The sequence below is a fragment of the Pseudomonas sp. B16120 genome, from assembly GCF_044218845.1.
In the GTDB taxonomy this organism is placed as follows: Bacteria; Pseudomonadota; Gammaproteobacteria; order Pseudomonadales; family Pseudomonadaceae; genus Aquipseudomonas; species Aquipseudomonas paracarnis.
Map to the genome: position 1 here is coordinate 2,502,694 of NZ_CP162588.1, position 21,890 is coordinate 2,524,583.

A 21,890-nucleotide genomic window follows, 5' to 3' on the forward strand; every position below is an offset into this window, starting at 1 on the left:
AAAAAAACAACAACAAGAGGTGTCGTTCATGAAAAAGGTTCTACGCGTTCTGGCTGCCGCTGTTGCGTTAAGCAGCCTCAGCAGCATCGTATCCGCTGAAGACGTGAAGATCGGCTTTCTGGTCAAGCAGGCCGAAGAGCCCTGGTTCCAGACGGAGTGGGCGTTTGCGGAAAAAGCCGCCCAGGACAAAGGCTTCAAACTCATCAAGATCGCGGTGCCCGACGGCGAGAAAACCCTCTCGGCCATCGACAGCCTGGCCGCCAACGGCGCCAAAGGCTTCGTGATCTGCCCGCCGGACGTGTCCCTGGGCCCTGCGATTGTCGCCAAGGCCAAGGTCAACGGTTTGAAAGTGATGGCCGTGGATGACCGCTTTGTCGATGCCAAGGGCAACTTCATGGAAGACGTGCCGTACCTGGGCATGGCCGCGTTTGAAGTCGGCCAGAAGCAAGGCGCCGCCATGGCCGCCGAAGCGAAAAAACGTGGTTGGGACTGGAAGGACACCTACGCGGTGATCAATACCTTCAACGAACTCGACACCGGCAAGAAACGCACCGACGGCTCGATCAAATCCCTGGAGGAAGCCGGGATTCCCAAGGACCACATCCTCACCGCCGCGCTCAAAACCCTCGACGTACCTGGCAGCATGGACGCCACCAACTCGGCCCTGGTCAAGCTGCCGAGTGGGGCGAAGAACCTGATCATCGGCGGCATGAACGACAACACCGTGCTCGGCGGCGTGCGTGCCACCGAAAGTGCCGGTTTCGCCGCAGCCAACGTGATCGGTATCGGCATCAATGGCACCGACGCCATCGGCGAATTGAAGAAAGCCAACAGCGGCTTCTTCGGCTCAATGCTGCCCAGCCCGCACATTGAAGGCTACAAAACCGCTGAGATGATGTACGAGTGGGTTACCCAAGGCACCGAGCCGCCGAAATACACGGCCATGGACGAAGTGACGCTGATCACCCGTGAAAACTTCCAGGCGGAACTGACCAAGATCGGGCTGTGGAAATGACCGCTGCGGCCCTGCGGTTTGACGGCATCGGCAAGACCTTTCCCGGGGTCAAGGCGCTGGACGGCATTTGCTTCACCGCCCACCCCGGGCAGGTGCACGCGTTGATGGGCGAGAACGGCGCAGGCAAGTCGACCCTGCTGAAGATCCTCGGCGGCGCCTACATTCCATCCAGCGGCACGGTGCAGATCGGCGCGCAGACCATGGCCTTCAAATGCGCCGCCGACAGCATCGCCAGCGGTGTGGCGGTGATTCACCAAGAGCTGCACCTGGTGCCGGAAATGAGCGTGGCCGAGAACCTGTTCCTCGGGCATTTGCCCACGCGCTTTGGCGTGGTCAACCGGAGTCTGCTGCGTAAGCAGGCCCTGGCGTGTCTCAAGGGGCTGGCCGATGAAATCGACCCCGACGAGAAACTCGGGCGCCTGTCCCTGGGCCAGCGCCAACTGGTGGAAATCGCCAAGGCGCTGTCTCGCGGCGCCAACGTGATCGCCTTTGATGAACCCACCAGCAGTTTATCGGCGCGGGAAATCGACCGCTTGATGGCGATCATCACGCGCCTGCGCGACGAGGGCAAAGTGGTGCTCTACGTGTCGCACCGTATGGAAGAAGTGTTCCGTATCTGTGACGCAGTGACGGTGTTCAAGGACGGCCGCTACGTGCGTACTTTCGAGGACATGAGCACGCTGACTCACGACCAGTTGGTGACCTGCATGGTCGGTCGCGATATTCAGGACATCTACGATTACCGCCCGCGCGAGCAAGGCGAAGTGGCGCTCAAGGTGGACGGCTTGCTCGGCCCGGGCCTGCGTGAGCCGATCAGTTTCCAGGTGCGCAAGGGCGAGATCCTGGGCCTGTTCGGGCTGGTGGGGGCGGGGCGTACCGAGCTGTTTCGCCTGCTCAGTGGGTTAGAGCGCGCCAGTGCCGGCAGCCTGGAACTGTGCGGGCACGCGCTGCAACTGCGCTCACCCCGGGACGCCATCGCCGCCGGGGTATTGCTGTGTCCGGAGGATCGCAAGAAAGAGGGCATCATCCCGCTGGGCAGCGTCGCTGAAAACATCAACATCAGCGCCCGTGGCGCCCATTCCACCTTTGGCTGGCTGTTGCGCGAAGGCTGGGAGAAAGGCAACGCCGACCGACAGATCCAGGCGATGCGGGTCAAAACGCCGAACGCGGCGCAGAAGATCCTGTACCTGTCCGGCGGCAACCAACAGAAAGCCATTCTTGGCCGCTGGCTGTCGATGCCGATGAAGGTGTTGCTGCTCGACGAACCCACTCGCGGTATCGACATCGGCGCCAAGTCGGAGATCTACCAGATCATCCATAACCTGGCGGCCAGTGGCATTGCGGTGATCGTGGTGTCCAGCGACCTGATGGAGGTGATGGGCATCTCTGACCGCATCCTGGTGCTGTGCGAAGGCGCCCTGCGCGGCGAACAACTGCGCGAGCACGCGACTGAATCCAACCTGCTGCAGCTGGCCTTGCCACGCGGCCTGGCGAACTGAGAGACGACCATGACCATTCAAAACAACGCGTTGCCCTCGGCACGCAAACCCCTCGATATGCGTGCATTGCTCGATAACTGGGCGATGCTCTTGGCGGCGGTGGGCATCTTCGTACTGTGCGCGCTGCTGATCGATAACTTCCTCTCTCCGCTCAACATGCGCGGCTTGGGCCTGGCGATTTCGACTGTCGGTATTGCCGCATGCACCATGCTGTTCTGCCTGGCCTCGGGGCACTTCGACCTGTCGGTAGGCTCGGTGATCGCCTGCGCCGGGGTAGTTGCGGCGATTGTAATGCGCGATACCGACAGCGTGATGCTGGGCATTGGTGCAGCGCTGCTGATGGGCCTGATGGTGGGGCTGATCAACGGCATCGTGATCGCCAAGCTGCGGGTCAACGCCTTGATTACTACGCTGGCGACCATGCAGATCGTGCGCGGCCTGGCTTACATCTTTGCCGACGGCAAGGCGGTAGGCGTGTCCCAGGAGCAATTTTTCGTGTTCGGCAACGGCCAATTGTTCGGCGTGCCGGTGCCGATCCTGATCACCATTGTCTGCTTCCTGTTCTTCGGCTGGCTGCTCAACTACACCACCTATGGGCGCAACACCATGGCCATCGGCGGTAACCCGGAGGCGGCGCTGCTGGCGGGCGTGAACGTTGACCGCACCAAGATCCTGATCTTCGCCATCCATGGCCTGATCGGCGCCTTGGCCGGGGTGATCCTGGCTTCGCGCATGACCTCTGGCCAACCGATGATCGGCCAGGGTTTCGAGCTCACGGTGATCTCGGCCTGCGTGCTGGGTGGGGTGTCGCTGAGCGGCGGCATCGGCATGATCCGCCATGTGATCGCCGGGGTGTTGATTCTGGCGATCATCGAGAATGCGATGAACCTGAAGAACATCGATACCTTTTACCAGTATGTGATCCGCGGTTCGATCCTGCTGTTGGCCGTGGTCATCGACCGCATGAAACAACGCTGAACCCAGGCGCTGTGAAAAACCAATGTGGGAGCTGGCTTGCCTGCGATAGCGTTGGTTCAGGCAATAATTGAGTAGCCTGTGCCACCGCCATCGCAGGCAAGCCAGCTCCCACAATTTAATCAGCGGTGAACTTGAAAATAGTGTGTTGGGTGTAAGTCTGCCCTGGATTCAAACGCGTTGAGGCAAAGCTCGGCTGGTTAGGCGCATCCGGAAAATGCTGGGTCTCCAAGGTAAACCCACTCCAGTGCTGGTACGTCTTGCCGCCTTTGCCCTTCACCGAACCGTCCAGGAAGTTGCTGGTATAGAACTGCACGCCAGGCTCTGTGGTGTAGAGCTGCAAACGTCGGCCTGATTCAGGATCATGCACCTCGGCGGCCAGTTGCTTGACGTCGCCTTTGGTATCCAGCGCCCAGTTGAAGTCGAAGCCACCTTGCTTGGGCTCGGCGAATTTGAGCTGCGGATGGTCTGCCTTGATGTGCTGGCCGATGGGTGTGGGCTTCAGGAAGTCCATGGGCGTGCCCTTGACCGGCGCCAGTTCGCCGGTGGGAATCAAGGTGGCATTCACCGGTGTGTAGTGGCTGGCGTGCAAGGTGGCGACCTGCTTGAGAATGTCGCCGTTGCCCGCGCCGGCCAGGTTGAAGTAGCTGTGGTTGGTGAGGTTGAGCACCGTCGGTTTGTCGGTGGTGGCGGTGTAGTCGATGTGCAGTTCGTTGTGGTCGTTGAGGCGGTAGGTGACCTCGGTTTTCAAGTTGCCCGGAAAGCCCATTTCCCCATCTTTGGACAGGTAGGTGAGGGTGACGCCCACCGAATCCTTGTCCTTGACCGATTTGGCTTGCCACACCTGCTTGTCGAAGCCCTGGGCGCCGCCATGCAATGAGTTAGGGCCGTCGTTGAGCGGTACCTGGTAGCGTTTGCCGTCGAGTTCGAAGGCGCCGCCGGCCAGGCGGTTGCCGAAGCGGCCAATGGTCGCGCCGAAAAACGCGGTACCGCCTTGATAGCCTTGCACGTCATCGAAGCCCAGCACCACGTCGTCGAGCTTGCCGTGTTTGTCTGGCACTTTTAGCGACTGCAGCACGCCGCCGTAGGTGATCACCGTGGCTTGCATGCCATGGCTGTTACGCAACACGTACTGTTCGACGGCGGTGCCATCGTTGGTTTTGCCGAAGGGTTTGTGTTCGCTGCTAAGGCCGGCGGCGTGCGCGCCACCGCTGGCGATCAGCATGGACAGCGCGAGGCCGGACAGCAGGTATCGAGGGTGCTTCATGGTCGAACTTCCTTTTGTTGTTTTGCTGGAATAGTTCTACTAATTTGAGATATTTTGTCGATATGACAGCAGATTTATAGCCTTTAACGCCGTTCTTGCAAAATAAAATAAGACTAATTAAGCGGAGCACTGATTGTTATGACTACCCAGCAAGCAATTTATCCCGACCTCAAGGACAAAACCGTGCTGGTTTCCGGCGGGGCGTCGGGGATTGGCGAGTTCATGGTGCGGGCCTTCGCCGCGCAGGGTGCCAAGGTGGCGTTTGTGGACCGTGCACAGAGCCAGGGTGAACGCTTGGCGGCGCTGCTCAACTCCAAAGGGCACAGTGTCGAGTTCGAGTGCTGCGATATCACCGACGAGATCGGCTACCGCGCGGCGATCGGGCGCTTCGAGCATTCCCTGGGGCCGATCACGGTACTGGTCAACAACGCAGCGAACGATGTGCGCCACAGCCTGGAAGAAATCGACTCGCACATGTTCGACCAGCTGATTGCGGTCAACCTCAAGCACGCCTTCTTTGCCGCCAAGGCGGTGGTGCCCATGATGAAGGAGGCCGGTAGCGGCTCGATCATCAACCTGGGCTCGGTGGGCTGGATGATGGCCTCGGCCGGCTACCCCGTATACGCCGCCAGCAAGGCCGCCGCCCACGGCATGACCCGAGCCCTGGCGCGTGAGCTGGGGCCCAACCGTATTCGCGTCAACACCTTGGTGCCGGGTTGGGTGATGACCGAAAAACAACTGGCCATGTGGGTCGACGACGCCGCCAAAGAACTCATCGCCCGCAGCCAGTGCCTGCCCGGCAGCGTGATGCCAGAACACATCGCCAACATGGCGCTGTTTTTGGCCTCGGATGCCTCGGCGATGTGCTCGGCGCAGAACTTTATCGTTGACGGCGGGTGGGTATAACACGCGACTTTCAGAATGATGCACATCGAGTGTGGGAGCGGGCAAGCCCGCTCCCACAGTTAAATTGTGGTGCTTACTCGATGGGGTAACGCTTGAACGCCGGGTGCTGCTCCAGGCGTTCAGCATGGCGCTTGAGGTTGGGGAACGCATCGGCCTTCACCACCGAGGCCACGGTGAACTGGCTGAACGACCAGGCGACCGCTGCGGTAATCGACGCCTGGGTCAGCGCTTCATTGCCTGCCAGCTGCTTGTCCAGCAGCGCATAAGCCGCCAGCAGTTGCCCGGTAACGCGCTCAAGCCACGGCGCATGCAATTTTTCAGCGGGGCGAAGGTTGTGTTCATAGACGATCTGCACGCTTTTCTCGCATGCCGCCAGCGCGAGCCCAAGCAATTGCAGGTCACGGGCACGTGCCGCCGGTTGTTGGGGCAGCAGCTTCTTGTCAGCCGGCGCCAGCGTTTCCAGGTAATCGAGGATCAGGCTCGAATCCATCAGCACCGTCCCATCGTCCAGCACCAGGGTAGGGGCCTTGACTACGGGGTTGATCTGGGCAAATTCAGCGTAAGTGCTGAACACCGACAGCGGTTCATGCACAAAGTCCACCCCGTATAACTCCAGGGAAACAGCCACGCGGCGTACGTAGGGCGAGTCCAGCATTCCGACCAGTTTCATGCAGCCTCCATTGCTTACAGGGTGTTGGGCTCAAGAGATTACGGGCACGGGCCGGGCGTGCGCAACGGCGTTGTGCAGCAGCCGATACGCTTGCACCAATTGATCGAGGCTGAACGCCAGGTTGCGCCCGCTGGGGTTGGGCAGCACCCAGACCGAGGCGTCGCCCAGTGGCTGCGCTTGCAAACCCCAGGCGACCTCGCGCTGGCCGCTCAGCGCGCTATAGCCGGGCTTGCCGAGGAACGCCACGAAACGCGGGGCATGGCGGCGGATCTTGTGTTCGAACGCCGCCGCCGCGTCCTGGAATTCATGCCGCGCCAACTCGCCTGCACTGGCCGTTGGCCGTGCCACCAAGGTGGTCAATCCGCAACCGTAGTGCAGCAAGGTGGCGCCGTCTTGCGGGCGAATTTCATGGGGCGTGAAACCGGCCAGATGCACGGTGCGCCAGAAGCGGTTGCTGCGATTGGCAAAATGCAGGCCGAGGGCTGCCGAGCCCTTGCCAGGGTTGATGCCGCAGAACAGTACGTGCAAGTGGTCGGCGAGGAGGTCGTCGAGTCGCTCGTTCATGCCGGATCTTCCATGCTGATAGGTGTGACGAGTCATCAACCTTTGGTTTAGTCTGGAACGCTTAGTGGATCACAAGCGCCTCTGGAGCATTGATTATGACCGAGTACGTACCTGCCAAAGTCTGGACCTGGGACACCGAAAGCGGCGGCACCTTCGCCAGCATCAACCGGCCCATCGCCGGCGCCACCCACGAAAAGCCGCTGCCGGTGGGCAAGCACCCGCTGCAGTTATACTCCCTGGCCACGCCCAATGGGCAGAAGGTCACGATCCTGCTGGAAGAACTGCTGGCCCTGGGGCACAGCGGCGCCGAATACGATGCCTGGCTGATCAAGATCGGCGACGGCGACCAGTTCGGCAGTGGCTTTGTGGCGGTGAACCCGAACTCGAAGATTCCAGCGCTGATGGACCACAGCGGCGCCACGCCGATTCGCGTGTTCGAATCGGGCGCGATTCTGCAGTACCTGGCCGAGAAGTTCGGTGCGTTCCTGCCCACGGAGCCTGCGGCCCGGGCTGAATGCCTGTCGTGGCTGTTCTGGCAGATGGGCAGCGCGCCTTACCTGGGGGGCGGCTTCGGGCATTTCTATGCCTATGCGCCGAGCAAGATGGAATACCCGATCAACCGCTTCGCCATGGAGACCAAGCGCCAACTGGATGTGCTGGATAAGCGCCTGGCGGTCAGCCAATACATCGCCGGGGATGAATACACCATTGCCGACATCGCGATATGGCCTTGGTACGGTGGGTTGGTCAAAGGCCGCTTGTATGGCGACTCGGCGGAGTTTCTCTCTGTGCATGAATACAAGCACGTGCTGCGCTGGGCCGACGCAATTGACGCCCGGCCGGCGGTGCAGCGCGGGCGGCGGGTGAACCGGGTGTCGGGTGAGGAGCAGTTGCCAGAACGGCATGATGCAAGTGACCTGGATTGATTCAGATCCAGTGTGGGAGGGGGCTTGCCCCCGATGGCGGTGAATCAGTCACAGATGTAACAACTGATCCACTCTCATCGGGAGCAAGCCCCCTCCCACATTTAGTTTTCCTTCGCTTCGATTTATTTGTAGCGTTGTTCGAATACCGCCACCTGTTCGGGCTTGATCAGTTCAAACGGCACCCACACTTGGGCTTCAATCGGCTCGCCCTTGATCATCTTGATCGCCGCTTGCACCGCCTGGGTCGCCTGGGCCTTGGGGTCCTGGAACACTGAGGCAGCAAGCAGCCCACGCTTGATCGCTGCCAAACCGTCGGGCAAGCCGTCGATGCCGACGATCGCAATCTCGCCCTTGGCCTTGCCGGCTTGCTGCAACGCCATGGCCGCACCGATTGCCATTTCATCATTGTTGGCGACAATGGCATCGAACTGTGTACCTGCCAGCAGCCAGTTGCTGGTGAGGTCCATGCCTTTGTTGCGTTGCCACTCGGCGCTTTGCTGCTCGACGATCTTGATACCGGGAAAGTCCTTGAGCACCTGCCTGGCGCCTTCGGTACGGTCATGGGTGGCGTTCTGTGCAAGGTCGCCCATGATGATCGCCACATTGCCCTTGCCGCCCAGTTTTTGGGCGAGGTAGCGCATCTGCAATTGCCCCGCTTCGATGTCGTTGGAGGCCACCGTGACCACGCCCGCAGGCAGCGTACGCTCATCCGGGTGGCGGTTGACGTACACCAGCGGTGTCTTCGCCGCCACGGCGGCGCGGGTGATGTTGGCAGTGGCGGCGGTGTCGACCGGCAGCACGATCACCGCATCGACCTTCTGGTTGAGAAAACCTTCGACTTGATTGAGCTGGCGCACCACATCGCCCTGGGCGTCTTCAAATTGGATCTGCACGTCCTGGTGTTTGGCTGCCGCCTCCAGGCCGGTGCGCACGTAGGTCATGAAGTTATCGTCCACCCGGGCAATGCTCACGCCGATGCGATAGGCGGCGAAGGACCACTGGCTGAACATCAACAACAGCGCGGCCACTAGTAATGAATAACGGTGCATGAGGCTGTTCCTTTTATTGTTATAGGGTGAATGCCTGGCGGAAACGCTCCAGAGCCGACTCGCTGTCGCCGCTGGCCCAGCCCTCCAGGCCGACCACACCGGTGTAACCCATGGCGTGCAAGGCCCGGGCAATGGCCGGGTAGTGGATTTCGCCCGTGCCGGGCTCTTTGCGCCCAGGCACATCAGCGACCTGGATTTCGCCGATGGCGCTGCCAGCGCGCTGGATCAATTCGATGAGGTTACCTTCGCCAATCTGCGCGTGGTACAGGTCCAGGTTCATTTTCAGATGCGGGCTGCCGACGGCTTCGATCAGGGCCAGGGTGTCGTCGGCACGTGCGAACGGTGTACCTGGGTGGTCGACGGCGGTGTTGAGGTTTTCCAGCAGGAACACGCGGCCTGCGTCTTCCCCCAGGCGCGCGATTTTCTCCAGGCTCTTGCAAGCGCTCAGCCACATGCGCCCGTTGGTATGGCTGACGGCCTGCACGGGCAGGCCGCCTTCACCCAGGCCCGTGCCATGCAGGTTGAGGCTGGGGCAATTGAGGCGCTCGGCAATGCCCAGGGACTCACGGGCGCTGTCGAGCAATTGGCGGATGCCGTCGGGGTCGGTGAGGGTGCCGCTGAGGTAGCCGGTCATCGAGGTGAAGTCCGCGCCGGTCGCCGCCAAGGCCTGAATGTCCTTATCGGCCCAACCCCAGATTTCGGTGCTGAAACCCAGGGCATGTATACGTTTGACGCGTTCGATGAAGGGCAACTCGAGGAACACCATTTCGGCGCTGACGGCCAATTTGAACGGCATCATTCGCGGGCTCCTTGTACGGCCACGGCCTTGCCGGTTTGGTACGACTCAATGCAGGCACGGGCAATTGCCAGGGCTGCGCGCGCATCTTCACCGCTGGCCAGGGGCTTGGCGCCGCTGCGCAGGCAGTCGACAAAGTGGTTGAGCTCGGCGATGTAGGCGTCGCGCAACAGGTCGGTGTCCATCCGCTGGGTGTCTGCCTGGATGCCCTCGGCCAGGTAGCGCACCAGGTCGCAGTCGTTAAGGCTGCCCATGCTCAGCATGCCCTTGCTGCCGAACACTTCGCCGCGCACGTCGTAGCCATACACGGCCTGGAAGCTGGCTTCGGCGGTGGCAATGGCGCCGTTGTCAAAGCGCAGGGTGACCACGGCGGTATCGAGCAAACCTTGGCTTTTGAATTGCGGGGCAATCAGCGCGTCGGCCATCACCTGCACCTGTACCACTTCGGCCCCAGGGTTGAGGTAGCGCAGGGTGTCGAAGTCGTGGATCAGGGTTTCGAGGAAGATCACCCATTGCGGCGAGTTGGCCGGGTTGTTCAGCGCCGGGTCGCGGGTCAGCGAGCGTAGCAGCTGCGGCGTGCCAATACGTCCAGCGACGACGTCGAGGTGCGCTGTGCGAAAGCTTCTGGCGAAGCGCCGATTGAAGCCGACCTGCAACGGCACCCGTGCATCGACAGCGGCGGCGATGGCGCGGTCGGCTTCGTCCAGCGTGATCGCCATGGGCTTTTCGCAGAAGATGCCCTTGCCGGCACGTGCGGCCTTGATCACCAGCTCGGCATGGCTACGGGCAGGTGCGGCGATGAGTACGCCGTCGATGTCCGGGTCGTCCAGCAGCTGTTGCGGGTCGGTGTAGGCCTTGTCCACCCCCAGTTCTGCTGCCAGGCGAGCGGCCTGGCCTGGAACCGGATCGGCGATGGCGGCGAGGCAGGCACCGGGGATATGGCGTGCAGCGGTAAGGCCATGGAAGCTGCCCATGCGACCGGCACCGATCAAACCCAGGCGGATGTTGTGTGTGCTCATGAAACGACCCCTTTTGTTGTTGTGGGCCCCCAGGACCGTCCTAGGTGACACAGGGGCGGGAGCAAGGCCTATGCCAATTTATAAATAGCTGATTTATAAAGGCTTATTATTTTAATCAAACTAAAAGTGTTCATTTTCATGACATGTCTATACTGACATGTCGAAAATGTGAACATGGATAACCGCAATGACCCAGGCGTTCAGTGTGCAAGACCTCGAATACCTCACGAACCTGGGGCCTGCCGCGCTGAACGATGGGCCCATCGCCGCGTTGGAACAGGCGTGGCGAGAGTGCCTGGCTGGCAAAGTCGTGCGTCCGGACGGGGTGCGCCAGGTCATCTGGGATTCCTGGCGACGCAGTGTCGAGGCGGGTATCGAGCCCGGTAACAGCGACTACCGCTTTGTTGCGCCTCATGCGCTGGCGGCGACCCTGGCCCACCATCGCGCCCTGATCGCCGCTGCCGCGCAAGTCATGCATGGATTGCTGGCTTACAACCCGCGCGGGCATATCAACCTCACGGATGCCGAGGGCACGACGCTGTATTTTTGCGGGCTGGACATCACCCCGGTGGGCAGTCGCTTGCTCGAAGCGGTGCAAGGCACCAACTGCACCGGCCTGGCCCTGGCCGAAGATCGTCTGGTGTATGTGCTGGCTGAAGAAAATTTCGCCAGCGGCCTGCGCCAGCGCCACATGCACTGCGCCGCCGCGCCGATCAAGGATGCCCAAGGCCAGACCCTGGCCATGCTCACCCTGACCGCCGAGCCCGGCTGGTTTCATTTCCATACCCTGGGCACCGTTCAAGCGGCGGCCGAGGCGGTGTCGCGGCAGATGGCGCTGCAGGTGTTGCTGGAAGAACAACAGGCCGTGCTCGAAGTGCTCAACGAAGGTTTGGTGGTGCTCGATGAGCGTGGCTGCATCAAGGCACTCAACCGTTATGCGCGGCAACTGTTCGGGGTGGGGCGCGAGTTGATCGGCAGTCCTTTCCAGCGCCTGGGCCGCAGTGAACTGAGCGACGCGCTGGGTGAGCCGGTGCGCGACCGCGATTGCACCTTCCACTTGCACGACGCCAGCCAACTCGCCTGCCTGGTTTCGGTATGCCCACTGGAGCAGGGTGGGGTGATTGTGTCGGTGCGCGAAAACCGCCGTATCCGCGAGATTACCCGGCGCATTATCGGCACCCAGGCCCGCTATACCTTCGAGACCATCCTGGGCACCTCGCGGGCCATACAAGATGCACTGCACCTGGGGCGCATTGCCAGTCGCAGCGAGTCCACCACCTTGATCCTCGGCGAAAGCGGCACCGGCAAGGAGCTGTTTGCCCAGGCCATTCATAACGGCAGCGAGCGTTGCAACGGCCCGTTTGTGGCGGTCAACTGCGGCGCGATCCCACGGGACCTGGTGCAGAGTGAACTGTTTGGCCACGTCGAAGGCGCGTTCACCGGCTCGGCGCGGGGTGGGGCGGCAGGCAAGTTCGAACTGGCGGATGGCGGCACCATCTTCCTGGATGAAATCGGCGACATGTCCTTCGATGCCCAGGTCAGTCTGCTACGGGTTTTGCAGGAGGGTGAGATCACCCGCGTCGGGGCCAAGCAATCGCGGCAAGTCGACGTGCGCATCATCGCCGCCACCCATCGCAACCTGAGCCAGGCGGTGGCCGAGGGCGCGTTTCGTGAAGACCTTTACTACCGACTCAACGTGCTGAACCTGAGCGTGCCGCCACTGCGTATGCGCCGTGACGATATCCCATTGCTGGCGCAGCACTTCCTGCAGCGCTGTGCCGGCTCGCTACGTAAAACGGTGCAAGGTTTCGCGCCGGATGCGTTAGCGTTGCTGTCAGCCCATGGTTGGCCGGGCAACGTGCGGGAACTGGAGAACGTTATCGAACGAGCGACCAACCTGGCGATGGGCGAGCTGATTCAATCGGCCGACTTGCCGTTGGAAACCCAGCAACGCCCGACGTTGCGCGCCTACCAGCCCCAGCCCGCGCAGGATTTGAGCAGCCATGAAAGGCACGCCATCGTTGCCGCGCTCACCAGCACCCGCGGCAACATTCGCCTGGCCGCACAGCAACTGGATGTGTCGCGGGGCGGGCTGTACAACAAGATGAGCCGGTTTGGCTTGAGCGCCGCTGATTTCCGTGAGCGCTGAAACCTCAAGCCAAACCGATCAGCTGCACAGGTTTTCCGGGGTCACTATCTGCGGCGGTATATGCACGCGGTGCCTCAATGGGTCAAACCCCTCATCACTCTGCAAGCGCACCAGCAACTCCACCAGCGCCACGGCCGTTTGCCGTGGCTGCGAGTCCATCACCACATCAATCAAGCCGTTGCTCAATGCCTGACGCGACAACGGCGTGGACTCTTGCAGGATGCAGCACAGCGCCGGGCGCTTGGGCAGTTGCGCCAGGGCGTTGATCACGCCGTCGCCACCACCGCCGACCACACATAACCCACGCAAATCGGTATGGCGGCTGAGCAGGTCGAGGGTGGCTTCTTCGGTGATGTCGCAGTTGTCCAGGTTGATCAGCGGCTCCAACGGTTTGAGCCCCGGCGCGTGTTCGGCCAGGTAGCTGTGCAAGCCCTCGACCCGTGCCTGATGGCCGAGGAAACGATGGCCGCCCAACAGGATGCCCACGCTGCCTTTGCGTGCGCCGCAGGTGCGCGCCAGCAGCCAGCCCATGGTGCGCCCGACCACGTGGTTGTTCTGGCCTACATAGGGTTCGCCAGCGTGTTCATGGATATCCGAAAGCAGGGCAACCACCGGCACGTCCGCTGCGCGGATCTGCGCCAGGCAGGCGTTGATCAACGGATGGGCGAAGCTGACCACCGCGAGGGCGTCGCACTGCACGGCCAGTTGTTCGATTTGCGCGACGATGACGCCGGGCGTGCGGTCGTTGATGTAGTCGAACTGGCAGCTCAGGTTAGCGGTGGCGTGATGCTGCGCTGCCTCGCTGATGGCGTGGGCCAACTGCGCATAGAAGGCTTGGGCGGTCCCCAGCAACAGCACGCCGAAACGGTAGGTGGGCCGACGTTCGCGAATGCGCTGGCCGATCAGCCGTGCGGCGAAATAGCCCACCGCTTCGGCGGCCTGGAACACCTGTTCGGCGGTGCCGGGGTTGACCGGCGCGCGGGCGTTCAATACGCGGTCGACGGTGGCTACGCTGAGCCCCGCATGGGCGGCGACGGTGGCGATGGTTGGGCGTTTGTTGTTGTGCATGGCAGGCCCCTTGAGCGTCTTGATAGAAAACTATCAAGCCCCGCTGGGCCTGGATGATAGCTTGATAGGGAATGGATTCAAGGCCTTGAGGGTGATTTAGCCGCACTCTATCGTTGGTTTCGCAAAGCACCTGAAACCCACGCTTGCGGAGAACAATAACAATGCCTGGACACACCGCTCACCGCGCTCGGCGCGATTACAGCCTCACCGGCCCCGAAGCCGCCCGGGCCGCCGACAAGGGCCTGGTCTCGGCCCGTTGGTACCAGTCGCCCATCCCGCGCAATCGCATGAAAGCCCTGATGCAACGCCGCGACGCTCCGGCGTTGCTCGACACCGCCCTGTGGTTCTCAGCGTTGTTGGCCACCGGTGTCGGCGGCTACTGGTTCTGGGGCAGTTGGGCCTGCGTGCCATTCTTCATCGCCTACGGTGTGCTCTACGGCACGGCCTCCAACCCGCGCTGGCACGAAACCGGCCACGGCACGGCGTTCAAGACCCGCTGGATGAACGATGCGCTGTATCAGGTGGCGAGCTTCATGTGCCTCTTCGAACCCCACGTGTGGCGCTGGAGCCATGCCCGCCATCACACCGACACCATTGTCGTCGGTCGCGACCCGGAGATCGTTGAACCGCGCCCGCCGAGCTTATGGATGATGGCCCTCAGTCTGTTCAACCTACCCCTGGCCTGGAAGACCTTCAGCGGCGTGGCCCGCCATACGTTCGGGCGAATGAGTGCCCAGGAGCAGGACTTCATCCCCGAATCCGAGTGGCCCAAGGTGTACCGAGATGCGCGTATCTGGGTCGGCATCTACGCCCTGATCATCGGCACCGCGCTGTACCTGCACAGCGCGTTGCCGCTGATGCTGGTGGGCCTGCCCAGCCTCTACGGCGCGTGGCTCGGCTACCTGTTTGGTCTCAGCCAACACGTGGGCCTGGCCGAAGATGTGCTCGACCACCGTAGCAATTGCCGCACCATCTACATGAACCGCGTGTTGCGCTTTATCTACATGAACATGAACTACCACCTCGAACACCACATGTACCCGATGGTGCCTTACCACGCGCTCAGTCAACTGCACGAAGAGATCCGCAGCGACTGCCCGCCGCCGTATGCCAACCTGTGGCAGGCCTACCAGGAAATCATTCCGACGATCTGGCGCCAGCGCAGCGACCCCAGCTATTTCGTCCAGCGCCCCACCCGTGGCGAGCAAGCTCGCTCGCCACAGACTGAAAGCCAGTCATTGGAGATAAATGCATGAACGATCAATGGATCGACGTCTGCGCCGTGGGCGAAATAGAAGCAGAAGACGTGCTGCGCTTCGACCACGGCGCGCAGACCTACGCGGTGTTCCGTTCAGCCGATAACGAATTCTTCGCCACCGCCGGCCTGTGCACCCACGAGAAAATCCACCTGGCCGACGGCCTGGTGATGGACCATGTGATCGAATGCCCCAAGCACAACGGACGCTTTGATTACCGCACCGGCAAGGCCCTGGGCGCGCCGGTGTGCGTCAACCTCAAGACCTACCCCGTGCGGGTAGATGCGGGGCGGGTACTGCTCGCCGTCACGGCCGAAGAATGAACGCTCCCCTGATCATCGTCGGCGCCGGCCATGCTGGTGGCCGTGCGGCACTCACCCTGCGTGACGAAGGTTACAGCGGGCGCCTGATCCTGATTGGCGATGAAGCGCACTTGCCCTACGAGCGGCCACCGTTGTCCAAGGGCTTGTTGCAAGGCTCGACCGACTTGGCGCAATGCAGCCTGTGCGACAGCCAGCAGTTGGCGGCGTTCGAGGTAGAGCATATCGCCGCCAACCCGGTCAGCCGCCTGGAGCCGCAGCACCACCGGTTGCAATTGGCCGACGGCCAGTGGTTGAGCTATGCCGGCCTGCTGCTGGCCACCGGAGGCCGGGCGCGGCGTTTGCCCCAAGAGCAGGCCAACGTGTTTTACCTGCGCACCCATGATGACGCGTTGGTCTTGCGCAATGAATTAAAGCCAGGCGCCAGGCTGGTGGTGGTTGGCGGTGGTTTTATCGGCCTGGAGGTGGCAGCGACGGCGCGGGGCCTGGGCTGCGAGGTGACGCTACTGGAAGCCGGGCCACGGCTGGCAGGGCGGGTGTTGCCGCCGGTGATCAGTGACGCGTTGCTGGCATTGCACCGTGAGCAGGGTGTGGACGTGCGTTTGAACGTCGCCCTGGAGTGCATCCACGCCGACGCCGTGCAACTGGTCGACGGGCAACGGCTGCCCTGCGACCTGGTGGTGGTCGGCATTGGCATGCAGCCCAACATCGAGATGGCCGCGGCGGCAGGTTTGGACGTCGGGCAGGGCATTCGCGTCGATGCGTACTTGCGCACCAGTGTGGCGGATATCTACGCGGCGGGGGATGTGTGCGAGTTTCGCCTGGCGGGCCTTTATCAGCGCCAGGAAACCTGGCGCAACGCCGAAGCCCAGGGCCGTCTCGCGGCGTTGAACCTGCTGGGGCAGGCGTTGGCGTTCGAGATGATCCCGGGTTTCTGGTCCGATCAATACGCGTGGGGCTTGCACACCGTCGGGGTGATGACTGCACTGATGGTCCGCCGGCAATTGCCCGACGGCGGCCTGCTGCTGTTCTACCTTGACGACCATCACCGTTTGCAAGGCGCCTGCGGTTGGGCCATGGGTCACCGCGCAGCCAAGGACATCAAGCTGTGCGAGCACTTGATCACCGCCCACATCCCGCTTAACCCGGCCAGCCTGGCCGACCCCGAGGTATCCCTGAAGCTGTTATTGCGAGGCTGACCATGCGCCAGTTGTTAGTATTCCAATCGATGTGGGCCATGCAAACCGAGCCCGGCAGCCTCGAAGCGCAATTGGACCGCATCGCCGCCGCCGGTTATGACGGCATCACCGAGCATTACTGGGCGCCGGCATCGGTGCAGCGCCTGCACGCGGCGGCCACGGCCAGTGGCCTGCAGATTGAAGGGCAACTGTTCCCGCAATCGGTGGATGATCTGGCCAGGGCATTGGAGGTGATCAGCCGTTACGGCTGTCACCACCTCACCTTGCAAGCCGACGTGCGCCCACGTACCCAGGCCGAGGCGGCCAGGCTGATCGACGGCTGGCAACGCCTGGCCGAACAGGTGGACTTCCAGATTTTGCTGGAAACCCACCGTTATCGGCTCACCAACGACCTGTTGTTCACCCTCGACCTGCTGGCACAGATGCCCGATCTGAAACTGCTCGCTGACCTGTCCCACTACGTGGTTGGCCGCGAGTTGCCCCAGCCCGGCAGTGTGGAAGACGACGAACAGATACGCACCATCCTGCGTCACAGCTGGGGCTTTCATGGCCGCATCGCCAGCAGCGAACAGGTGCAGGTTGGCCTGGATTTTCCCCAGCACCAACCGTGGGTCGAGCGATTTACCGGCTGGTGGCGCTATGGGATCGAACACTGGCTGGGCCGCGCTGACACCCCGCAGAGCCTGTCCTTCACTTGCGAGTTGGGCCCGCCACCCTATGCGATTACCGACGCACAGGGGCGCGAACTCACCGATCGCTGGGCCGAGGCGCTCAAGCTCAAAGCCCTGATTCGCCAGGTGTGGGCCAGTTGCCATCGATGATCTGCTAATCTGCGCGGGTTCAAACCGCCCTCAGCCTGTGGAATGCCCATGAAAACCTGCCCCGTCCGTCCCCCGCTCGAACCGCAATCGGTGTGTCACCCGATCACCAGCAGCGCGATCTTCATGGTCGCCACCCTGGCGCCTGATGCGGTTGAAAACGTGCGGGCCTGGTGCGCCGACATCGCAGGCCTGGTGCGCTCGGTAGGCAAGCGCGTGCCCTCGGGCAACCTGACGTGCGTTTGCGGGTTTGGCTCGGATGCCTGGGACCGCCTGTTCGGCGCGCCGCGCCCGGCGGCCTTGCATCCGTTTCGCGAGTTCGGTGTGCAAGGGCGCAAGGCGGTGTCGACCCCAGGTGACATCCTGCTGCACATCCGTGCCGAGCAGATGGACCTGTGTTTCGAGCTGGCAACCCAACTGATGGCCGCCCTGGGTGATAGCGTGAAGGTGGTCGATGAGGTCCAGGGCTTTCGCTACTTCGATATGCGCAGCATTATCGGTTTCGTCGACGGCACCGAGAACCCGGTGGGGCGCAAGGCCGAGGCCTTCACCCTGGTGGGCGATGAAGACCCTGAGTTCGAAGGCGGCAGCTATGTGCTGGTGCAGAAATACCTGCACAACATGACCGCGTGGAATGGCTTGACGGTGGAGGCTCAAGAGAAGGTGATCGGGCGCACCAAATTGTCGGACATCGAACTGGACGACGACGCCAAGCCGAGCAACTCCCACAGCGCCCTGACAGTGATCACTGACGAGGACGGCGAGGAGGTGAAGATCCTGCGCGACAACATGCCCTTCGGCCGCCCTGGTGCCGGGGAGTTCGGCACCTACTTCATCGGCTATGCACGCTCGCCGCAGCCGTTGGAGCAGATGCTGGAGAACATGTTCGTCGGCCGCCCGGCCGGCAACTACGACCGCTTGCTCGACTTCAGCACGGCCGTGACCGGGGGCCTGTTCTTCGTGCCCTCGGCCGACTTGCTCGAAGCGCTGGCCGACCGCGAACCGGTGGCTTAACTCAACAACCCGGTGCTGACCGCCACAATCAGGAAGATCCCCAGCAGCGCACGGTAGATCACGAACGGCCAGGTGGAGAAACGCTCCAGAAATTTCATCAGGCCCCAGATGGCAAAGAACGCCGAGACGCTGGCCACCACCAGGCCAAAGATCAAGTGCGGCCAGGCGTGGGCGGGCAGGTCGGCGCGCAGCAGCACCCATAACTCTTTCAAACCGGCCAGGGCGATGGCCGGCAAGCCTAACAGGAAAGAAAACCGCGCCGCTTCTTCGCGTTTGAAATTCAGGAACAGCGCCGCGGTCAACGTGGAGCCCGAACGCGATACGCCCGGTATCAACGCGCCAATCTGTGCAACCCCCACGATCAGGGCATCGCGCAGGCGCATTTGGCTCACGTCGCGTGTATGCCGGGCACGCAGTTCGGCCACTGCCAGCAGCACCGCCATCACCACGCAGGAAATGCCGATCACCATCAGCCCGCGCAATGGCGAGTTGCAGGCATTCAAGGTCGACGACAACGCCAGCCCGGCGATGCCAATCGGGACGGTTGCCAGCACAATTGCCACGGCGAGCTTGAACCAGCGGTCGTTGTAGTCGCCCCGGCGTACCGCACTGATGCTGCCCGTGGTGACCTGGCGCACATCGCGCCAGAAGTAACTGACCACTGCTGCCAACGCCGCCAATTGCATGGCTGCGGAAAACGCCGAGCCAGGGTCTTGCCAGCCGAGCAGGGCGGGTACCACGCGCATATGGGCGGTGGATGACACCGGCAGCAATTCAGTAATGCCCTGGATCACCCCAAGGATGAAGATTTGCAGGTAATCCAGGGAGGCAAAGCCCACATCCAGGCCGGCGGTACAGACGTTGGTCAAAATACGTGTCCTTGAGCAAAAGGGGGAACCGGCGAAGTTTATTCTAAATGTTTCAGGATTTCGGCCAGGGCAACCGCTATTTGCAATCGGTTCAGCCAATAGAAAGGATTCGCCAGGCCATTGGCGTGGGCAGCACTTTTGTGAACAATGGCGCCCTGCGTTTTTCCACCGAGAGCCCCATGCCTGAAACCACCGTCGAATTGATCCAGACCGGCCCCGAAGAAGCCGAACTGATCCGCAATCTTTACCAGTACTACGCCTATGAGTCTTCGGACTGGGAACAGGAAGATGTCGAGGCCGATGGGCGTTTCTACATCCATGACGAACACTTGGCCCGCTACTGGAGCGACCCGCAATGGAGCGCCAACCTGCTGCTGGTAGACGGCTACATCGCCGGCTTCCTGTTGATCGAAGGCAGCGAACTGCCTGGCATCGACGCCCTGGAACTGGCCGACCTGTTCATCCTCAAGCGCTACCGCCGCAAGGGCATCGGCCGCGCCATCGCCAGCCAGGTGCTGTGCAGCGGCGCGGCTAATTGGCTGGTGCGATTCTATGATCAGGACGAGGTGTCCCAAGCGTTCTGGCGCACCGTGCTGGATAACCTGCCGCGCCCGGTGCAGAGCATTGAATTGGACGATGACCCGCAGTTGGTGAACTACCTGATTACCCGGGCATCGCTGCATTAAAAGCCTGCTGCATCGCCTGGGGCGGCTGCCCGAAGGCCCTGAGGAACGCCTGGCGCATGCGTTCGCGATCACCAAACCCGGTTTCGCGGGCCACCACCTCTACCGGGTGACGGCTGATTTCCATCATCGCCCGCGCAGCTTCCACCCGCAGGGCTTCGATGGCTTTGGCTGGGGTTTGACCGGTTTCTTCGCGAAACACCCGGCTGAACTGGCGGGGGCTGAGCCGGGCAACGTCGGCCAGGGCGTCCACCGACAAATCATGGGTGAGGTTTTCACGGGCATAGGCCAGGGCCAACTGCACGCGGTCGGACTTTGGGTCCAGTTCCAGCAAGGCCGACAGTTGCGACTGCTCGCTGCCGCGGCGCTGGGCAATCACCAGCTTGCGTGCAATGCGCCGGGCCAGGCCGCTGCCCAGGTCGTCCTCCACCATCGCCAGCGCCAGGTCGACCCCGGCGCTCATGCCCGCACCGGTCCACACCTGGCCGTCGACAATGAACAACTTGTCTTCTTCCAGGTGGATATCCGGATAGCGTTTGCGAAATGCCGGCGCATGGATCCAGTGGGTGGTGGTGCGCTTGCCCGCCAGCAGGCCTGCCTCGGCCAGTACAAAGATGCCCATGCATAAGGACGCCACCCGGCGCGACTGCGCGGACGCGGCCTTGACCAGCTCCAGCAGGTTGGCTTCGGGCAGGCGAAACTCCAGGTAGCCGCTGACAATCAAGGTGTCATAGCCCTCTGGGCGCAGCGCGCTGGTGTTCACCGAAAAACCCTGGGAGGTCATCACGGCGCCGCCGCTTTCCGACACCAGGTGAAACTCATAGGCCGGCTCGCCGCGCAGCAGGTTGGCGCACTCGAACACCGAGCCCAGGCTGAGGCTCAACGACTGGAAATTCGGGTAAACCATCAGCGCAACGCTGTGCATTGCATCTCTCCAAGGGGCGGGGGAGAGGCGATTGTCGGCGCGTGCCCGGCAAACGGCAACCGACTTTGGTGCATGTCCGCAATCCTTGCGGATATGACATTGTGAGCCACTGCCTCGCTGCCTAACATGAGACAACTGTTATTCACACCGACCGAGGCACTGGAAAATGAAAGTATTAATGGTACTGACCTCTCACGACCAGCTTGGCGATACCGGGCGCAAGACCGGCTTCTGGCTCGAAGAATTCGCCGCACCTTATTACGCGTTCAAGGACGCTGGCGCCGAAGTGGTGTTGGCTTCCCCGGCCGGCGGCCAGCCGCCGCTGGACCCCAAGAGCGATGAACCGGATGCGCAAACCGAGCAGACCGAGCGCTTCGGTAAAGACTCGGCTGCGCAGCAAGCCTTGGCGACCACCGTGAAGCTGGACTCGGTCAACGCCGCCGACTTCGACACCGTGTTCTACCCAGGCGGCCACGGCCCGCTGTGGGACCTGGCGGAGTCGCCGGTGTCCATCGCGCTGATCGAAGCCTTCGAGCGGGCCGGCAAGCCCATTGGCTTTGTCTGCCATGCACCGGGTGCCTTGCGTCACGTCAAGGCGGTTAACGGTGAGCCGTTGATCAAGGGCCGCCGCGTCACCGGGTTCTCCAACTCGGAAGAGGCCGCTGTGCAGTTGACTGAAGTCGTGCCGTTCCTGATTGAAGATGAATTCAAAAAACTGGGCGGCCAGTATGAGAAGGGCGCTGACTGGCAATCCTTCGTCCTCGTCGATGGCTTGCTGGTGACTGGGCAAAACCCAGGCAGCTCCAGCGAAGTGGCCAAGGCCCTGCTGACACTCTGCGCTTAAGTTAATCAACCGATCTACACGGTGGCGATTCCCAGGAGTTGCCACGGTTTTCGTTCGTC

At 62.0% G+C, this 21,890-nt stretch carries 22 protein-coding genes; 13 read left to right on the plus strand and 9 right to left on the minus strand.

Going from position 1 to position 21,890, the window contains the following annotated elements; translation table 11 throughout:
* The first annotated feature begins 28 nt into the window (after positions 1-28).
* The 3 genes from AB4P90_RS11925 to araH are packed head-to-tail and all read left to right on the plus strand — an operon-like array spanning position 29 to position 3,492.
* On the plus strand, positions 29-1,015 hold the full coding sequence (locus tag AB4P90_RS11925; RefSeq protein WP_038449809.1) for a substrate-binding domain-containing protein: 987 nt from the start codon (positions 29-31) through the stop codon (positions 1,013-1,015).
* A complete protein-coding gene (gene araG, locus AB4P90_RS11930; protein ID WP_093114189.1) occupies positions 1,012-2,514 on the plus strand; it encodes an L-arabinose ABC transporter ATP-binding protein AraG in 1,503 nt (500 codons plus the stop codon). Before AB4P90_RS11925 ends, araG begins: the two co-directional genes overlap by 4 nt.
* A 9-nt stretch (positions 2,515-2,523) precedes the next feature.
* Positions 2,524-3,492, plus strand: a complete 969-nt coding sequence (gene araH, locus AB4P90_RS11935; RefSeq protein ID WP_014718075.1) for an L-arabinose ABC transporter permease AraH — start codon at positions 2,524-2,526, stop codon at positions 3,490-3,492.
* A gap of 115 nt (positions 3,493-3,607) precedes the next feature.
* On the opposite strand, the gene AB4P90_RS11940 is transcribed toward araH, so the two are convergent.
* Entirely contained in the window at positions 3,608-4,756 is a 1,149-nt protein-coding gene (locus AB4P90_RS11940; RefSeq protein ID WP_073454270.1) for an aldose epimerase family protein, read from the minus strand.
* 138 nt (positions 4,757-4,894) lie between these two features.
* Between AB4P90_RS11940 and AB4P90_RS11945 the strand changes: the two genes are divergently transcribed.
* On the plus strand, positions 4,895-5,662 hold the full coding sequence (locus AB4P90_RS11945; RefSeq protein ID WP_014718077.1) for an SDR family NAD(P)-dependent oxidoreductase: 768 nt from the start codon (positions 4,895-4,897) through the stop codon (positions 5,660-5,662).
* Between the two features lie 73 nt (positions 5,663-5,735).
* Here the strand turns inward: AB4P90_RS11945 and AB4P90_RS11950 are convergent, their stop codons facing one another.
* Entirely contained in the window at positions 5,736-6,332 is a 597-nt protein-coding gene (locus AB4P90_RS11950) for a glutathione S-transferase family protein (RefSeq protein WP_014718078.1), read from the minus strand.
* 30 nt (positions 6,333-6,362) lie between these two features.
* Positions 6,363-6,896 carry a G/U mismatch-specific DNA glycosylase gene (gene mug, locus AB4P90_RS11955; protein WP_014718079.1) on the minus strand — a complete coding sequence of 178 codons (534 nt, stop codon included), beginning with the start codon at positions 6,894-6,896 and terminating at the stop codon, positions 6,363-6,365.
* A 95-nt stretch (positions 6,897-6,991) separates the two neighbouring features.
* On the opposite strand from mug, the gene yghU reads away from it, so the two are divergent.
* Positions 6,992-7,822 carry a glutathione-dependent disulfide-bond oxidoreductase gene (yghU, locus tag AB4P90_RS11960; protein ID WP_020303155.1) on the plus strand — a complete coding sequence of 277 codons (831 nt, stop codon included), beginning with the start codon at positions 6,992-6,994 and terminating at the stop codon, positions 7,820-7,822.
* A 122-nt stretch (positions 7,823-7,944) separates the two neighbouring features.
* Here the strand turns inward: yghU and AB4P90_RS11965 are convergent, their stop codons facing one another.
* From AB4P90_RS11965 to AB4P90_RS11975, 3 genes are read right to left on the minus strand one after another with little or no spacing between them, the layout of a single operon-like run.
* Positions 7,945-8,871 carry a sugar ABC transporter substrate-binding protein gene (locus tag AB4P90_RS11965; RefSeq protein WP_019817323.1) on the minus strand — a complete coding sequence of 309 codons (927 nt, stop codon included), beginning with the start codon at positions 8,869-8,871 and terminating at the stop codon, positions 7,945-7,947.
* 19 nt (positions 8,872-8,890) lie between these two features.
* Positions 8,891-9,670: a TIM barrel protein gene (locus AB4P90_RS11970; RefSeq protein ID WP_014718082.1), complete on the minus strand. Its 780-nt coding sequence runs from the start codon at positions 9,668-9,670 to the stop codon at positions 8,891-8,893.
* The gene (locus AB4P90_RS11975; protein ID WP_019817321.1) at positions 9,667-10,686 is read right to left on the minus strand and encodes a Gfo/Idh/MocA family oxidoreductase; all 1,020 of its coding nucleotides are present in this window, start codon (positions 10,684-10,686) and stop codon (positions 9,667-9,669) included. Before AB4P90_RS11975 ends, AB4P90_RS11970 begins: the two co-directional genes overlap by 4 nt.
* A gap of 187 nt (positions 10,687-10,873) precedes the next feature.
* On the opposite strand from AB4P90_RS11975, the gene AB4P90_RS11980 reads away from it, so the two are divergent.
* Positions 10,874-12,835 carry a sigma-54 interaction domain-containing protein gene (locus AB4P90_RS11980; protein ID WP_395605910.1) on the plus strand — a complete coding sequence of 654 codons (1,962 nt, stop codon included), beginning with the start codon at positions 10,874-10,876 and terminating at the stop codon, positions 12,833-12,835.
* Positions 12,836-12,853: 18 nt separating this feature from the next.
* Here AB4P90_RS11980 and AB4P90_RS11985 read toward each other — a convergent pair whose 3' ends face one another.
* Positions 12,854-13,903 (minus strand): LacI family DNA-binding transcriptional regulator, encoded by a 1,050-nt coding sequence (locus AB4P90_RS11985; protein WP_395605911.1) that lies wholly within the window; start codon positions 13,901-13,903, stop codon positions 12,854-12,856.
* A 161-nt stretch (positions 13,904-14,064) separates the two neighbouring features.
* Between AB4P90_RS11985 and AB4P90_RS11990 the strand changes: the two genes are divergently transcribed.
* Genes AB4P90_RS11990 through AB4P90_RS12010 form a run of 5 tightly spaced genes read left to right on the plus strand, consistent with a single transcriptional unit; the run spans position 14,065 to position 18,510 of the window.
* Positions 14,065-15,159: a fatty acid desaturase family protein gene (locus AB4P90_RS11990; RefSeq protein ID WP_060767140.1), complete on the plus strand. Its 1,095-nt coding sequence runs from the start codon at positions 14,065-14,067 to the stop codon at positions 15,157-15,159.
* Positions 15,156-15,482, plus strand: a complete 327-nt coding sequence (locus AB4P90_RS11995) for a MocE family 2Fe-2S type ferredoxin (RefSeq protein ID WP_019817317.1) — start codon at positions 15,156-15,158, stop codon at positions 15,480-15,482. Before AB4P90_RS11990 ends, AB4P90_RS11995 begins: the two co-directional genes overlap by 4 nt.
* Positions 15,479-16,678, plus strand: a complete 1,200-nt coding sequence (locus tag AB4P90_RS12000; RefSeq protein WP_395605912.1) for an NAD(P)/FAD-dependent oxidoreductase — start codon at positions 15,479-15,481, stop codon at positions 16,676-16,678. Before AB4P90_RS11995 ends, AB4P90_RS12000 begins: the two co-directional genes overlap by 4 nt.
* Positions 16,679-16,680: 2 nt before the next feature.
* Entirely contained in the window at positions 16,681-17,499 is an 819-nt protein-coding gene (locus tag AB4P90_RS12005) for a sugar phosphate isomerase/epimerase family protein (protein WP_395605913.1), read from the plus strand.
* Positions 17,500-17,547: 48 nt separating this feature from the next.
* Positions 17,548-18,510 carry a Dyp-type peroxidase gene (locus tag AB4P90_RS12010; RefSeq protein ID WP_019817314.1) on the plus strand — a complete coding sequence of 321 codons (963 nt, stop codon included), beginning with the start codon at positions 17,548-17,550 and terminating at the stop codon, positions 18,508-18,510.
* Here AB4P90_RS12010 and AB4P90_RS12015 read toward each other — a convergent pair.
* Complete coding sequence (locus AB4P90_RS12015) at positions 18,507-19,379, minus strand: undecaprenyl-diphosphate phosphatase (protein WP_014718091.1); 873 nt, start codon at positions 19,377-19,379, stop codon at positions 18,507-18,509. The genes AB4P90_RS12010 and AB4P90_RS12015 overlap by 4 nt on opposite strands.
* A 47-nt stretch (positions 19,380-19,426) precedes the next feature.
* Between AB4P90_RS12015 and AB4P90_RS12020 the strand changes: the two genes are divergently transcribed.
* Entirely contained in the window at positions 19,427-20,065 is a 639-nt protein-coding gene (locus AB4P90_RS12020) for a GNAT family N-acetyltransferase (RefSeq protein ID WP_014718092.1), read from the plus strand.
* Here the strand turns inward: AB4P90_RS12020 and AB4P90_RS12025 are convergent.
* Entirely contained in the window at positions 20,043-20,987 is a 945-nt protein-coding gene (locus tag AB4P90_RS12025) for a GlxA family transcriptional regulator (protein ID WP_019817312.1), read from the minus strand. The two genes, AB4P90_RS12020 and AB4P90_RS12025, sit on opposite strands and share 23 nt — an antisense overlap.
* Positions 20,988-21,153: 166 nt before the next feature.
* Here AB4P90_RS12025 and AB4P90_RS12030 point away from each other — a divergent pair, with 166 nt between their 5' ends.
* Positions 21,154-21,831 carry a type 1 glutamine amidotransferase domain-containing protein gene (locus AB4P90_RS12030; RefSeq protein ID WP_019817311.1) on the plus strand — a complete coding sequence of 226 codons (678 nt, stop codon included), beginning with the start codon at positions 21,154-21,156 and terminating at the stop codon, positions 21,829-21,831.
* Positions 21,832-21,890 lie beyond the last annotated feature (59 nt).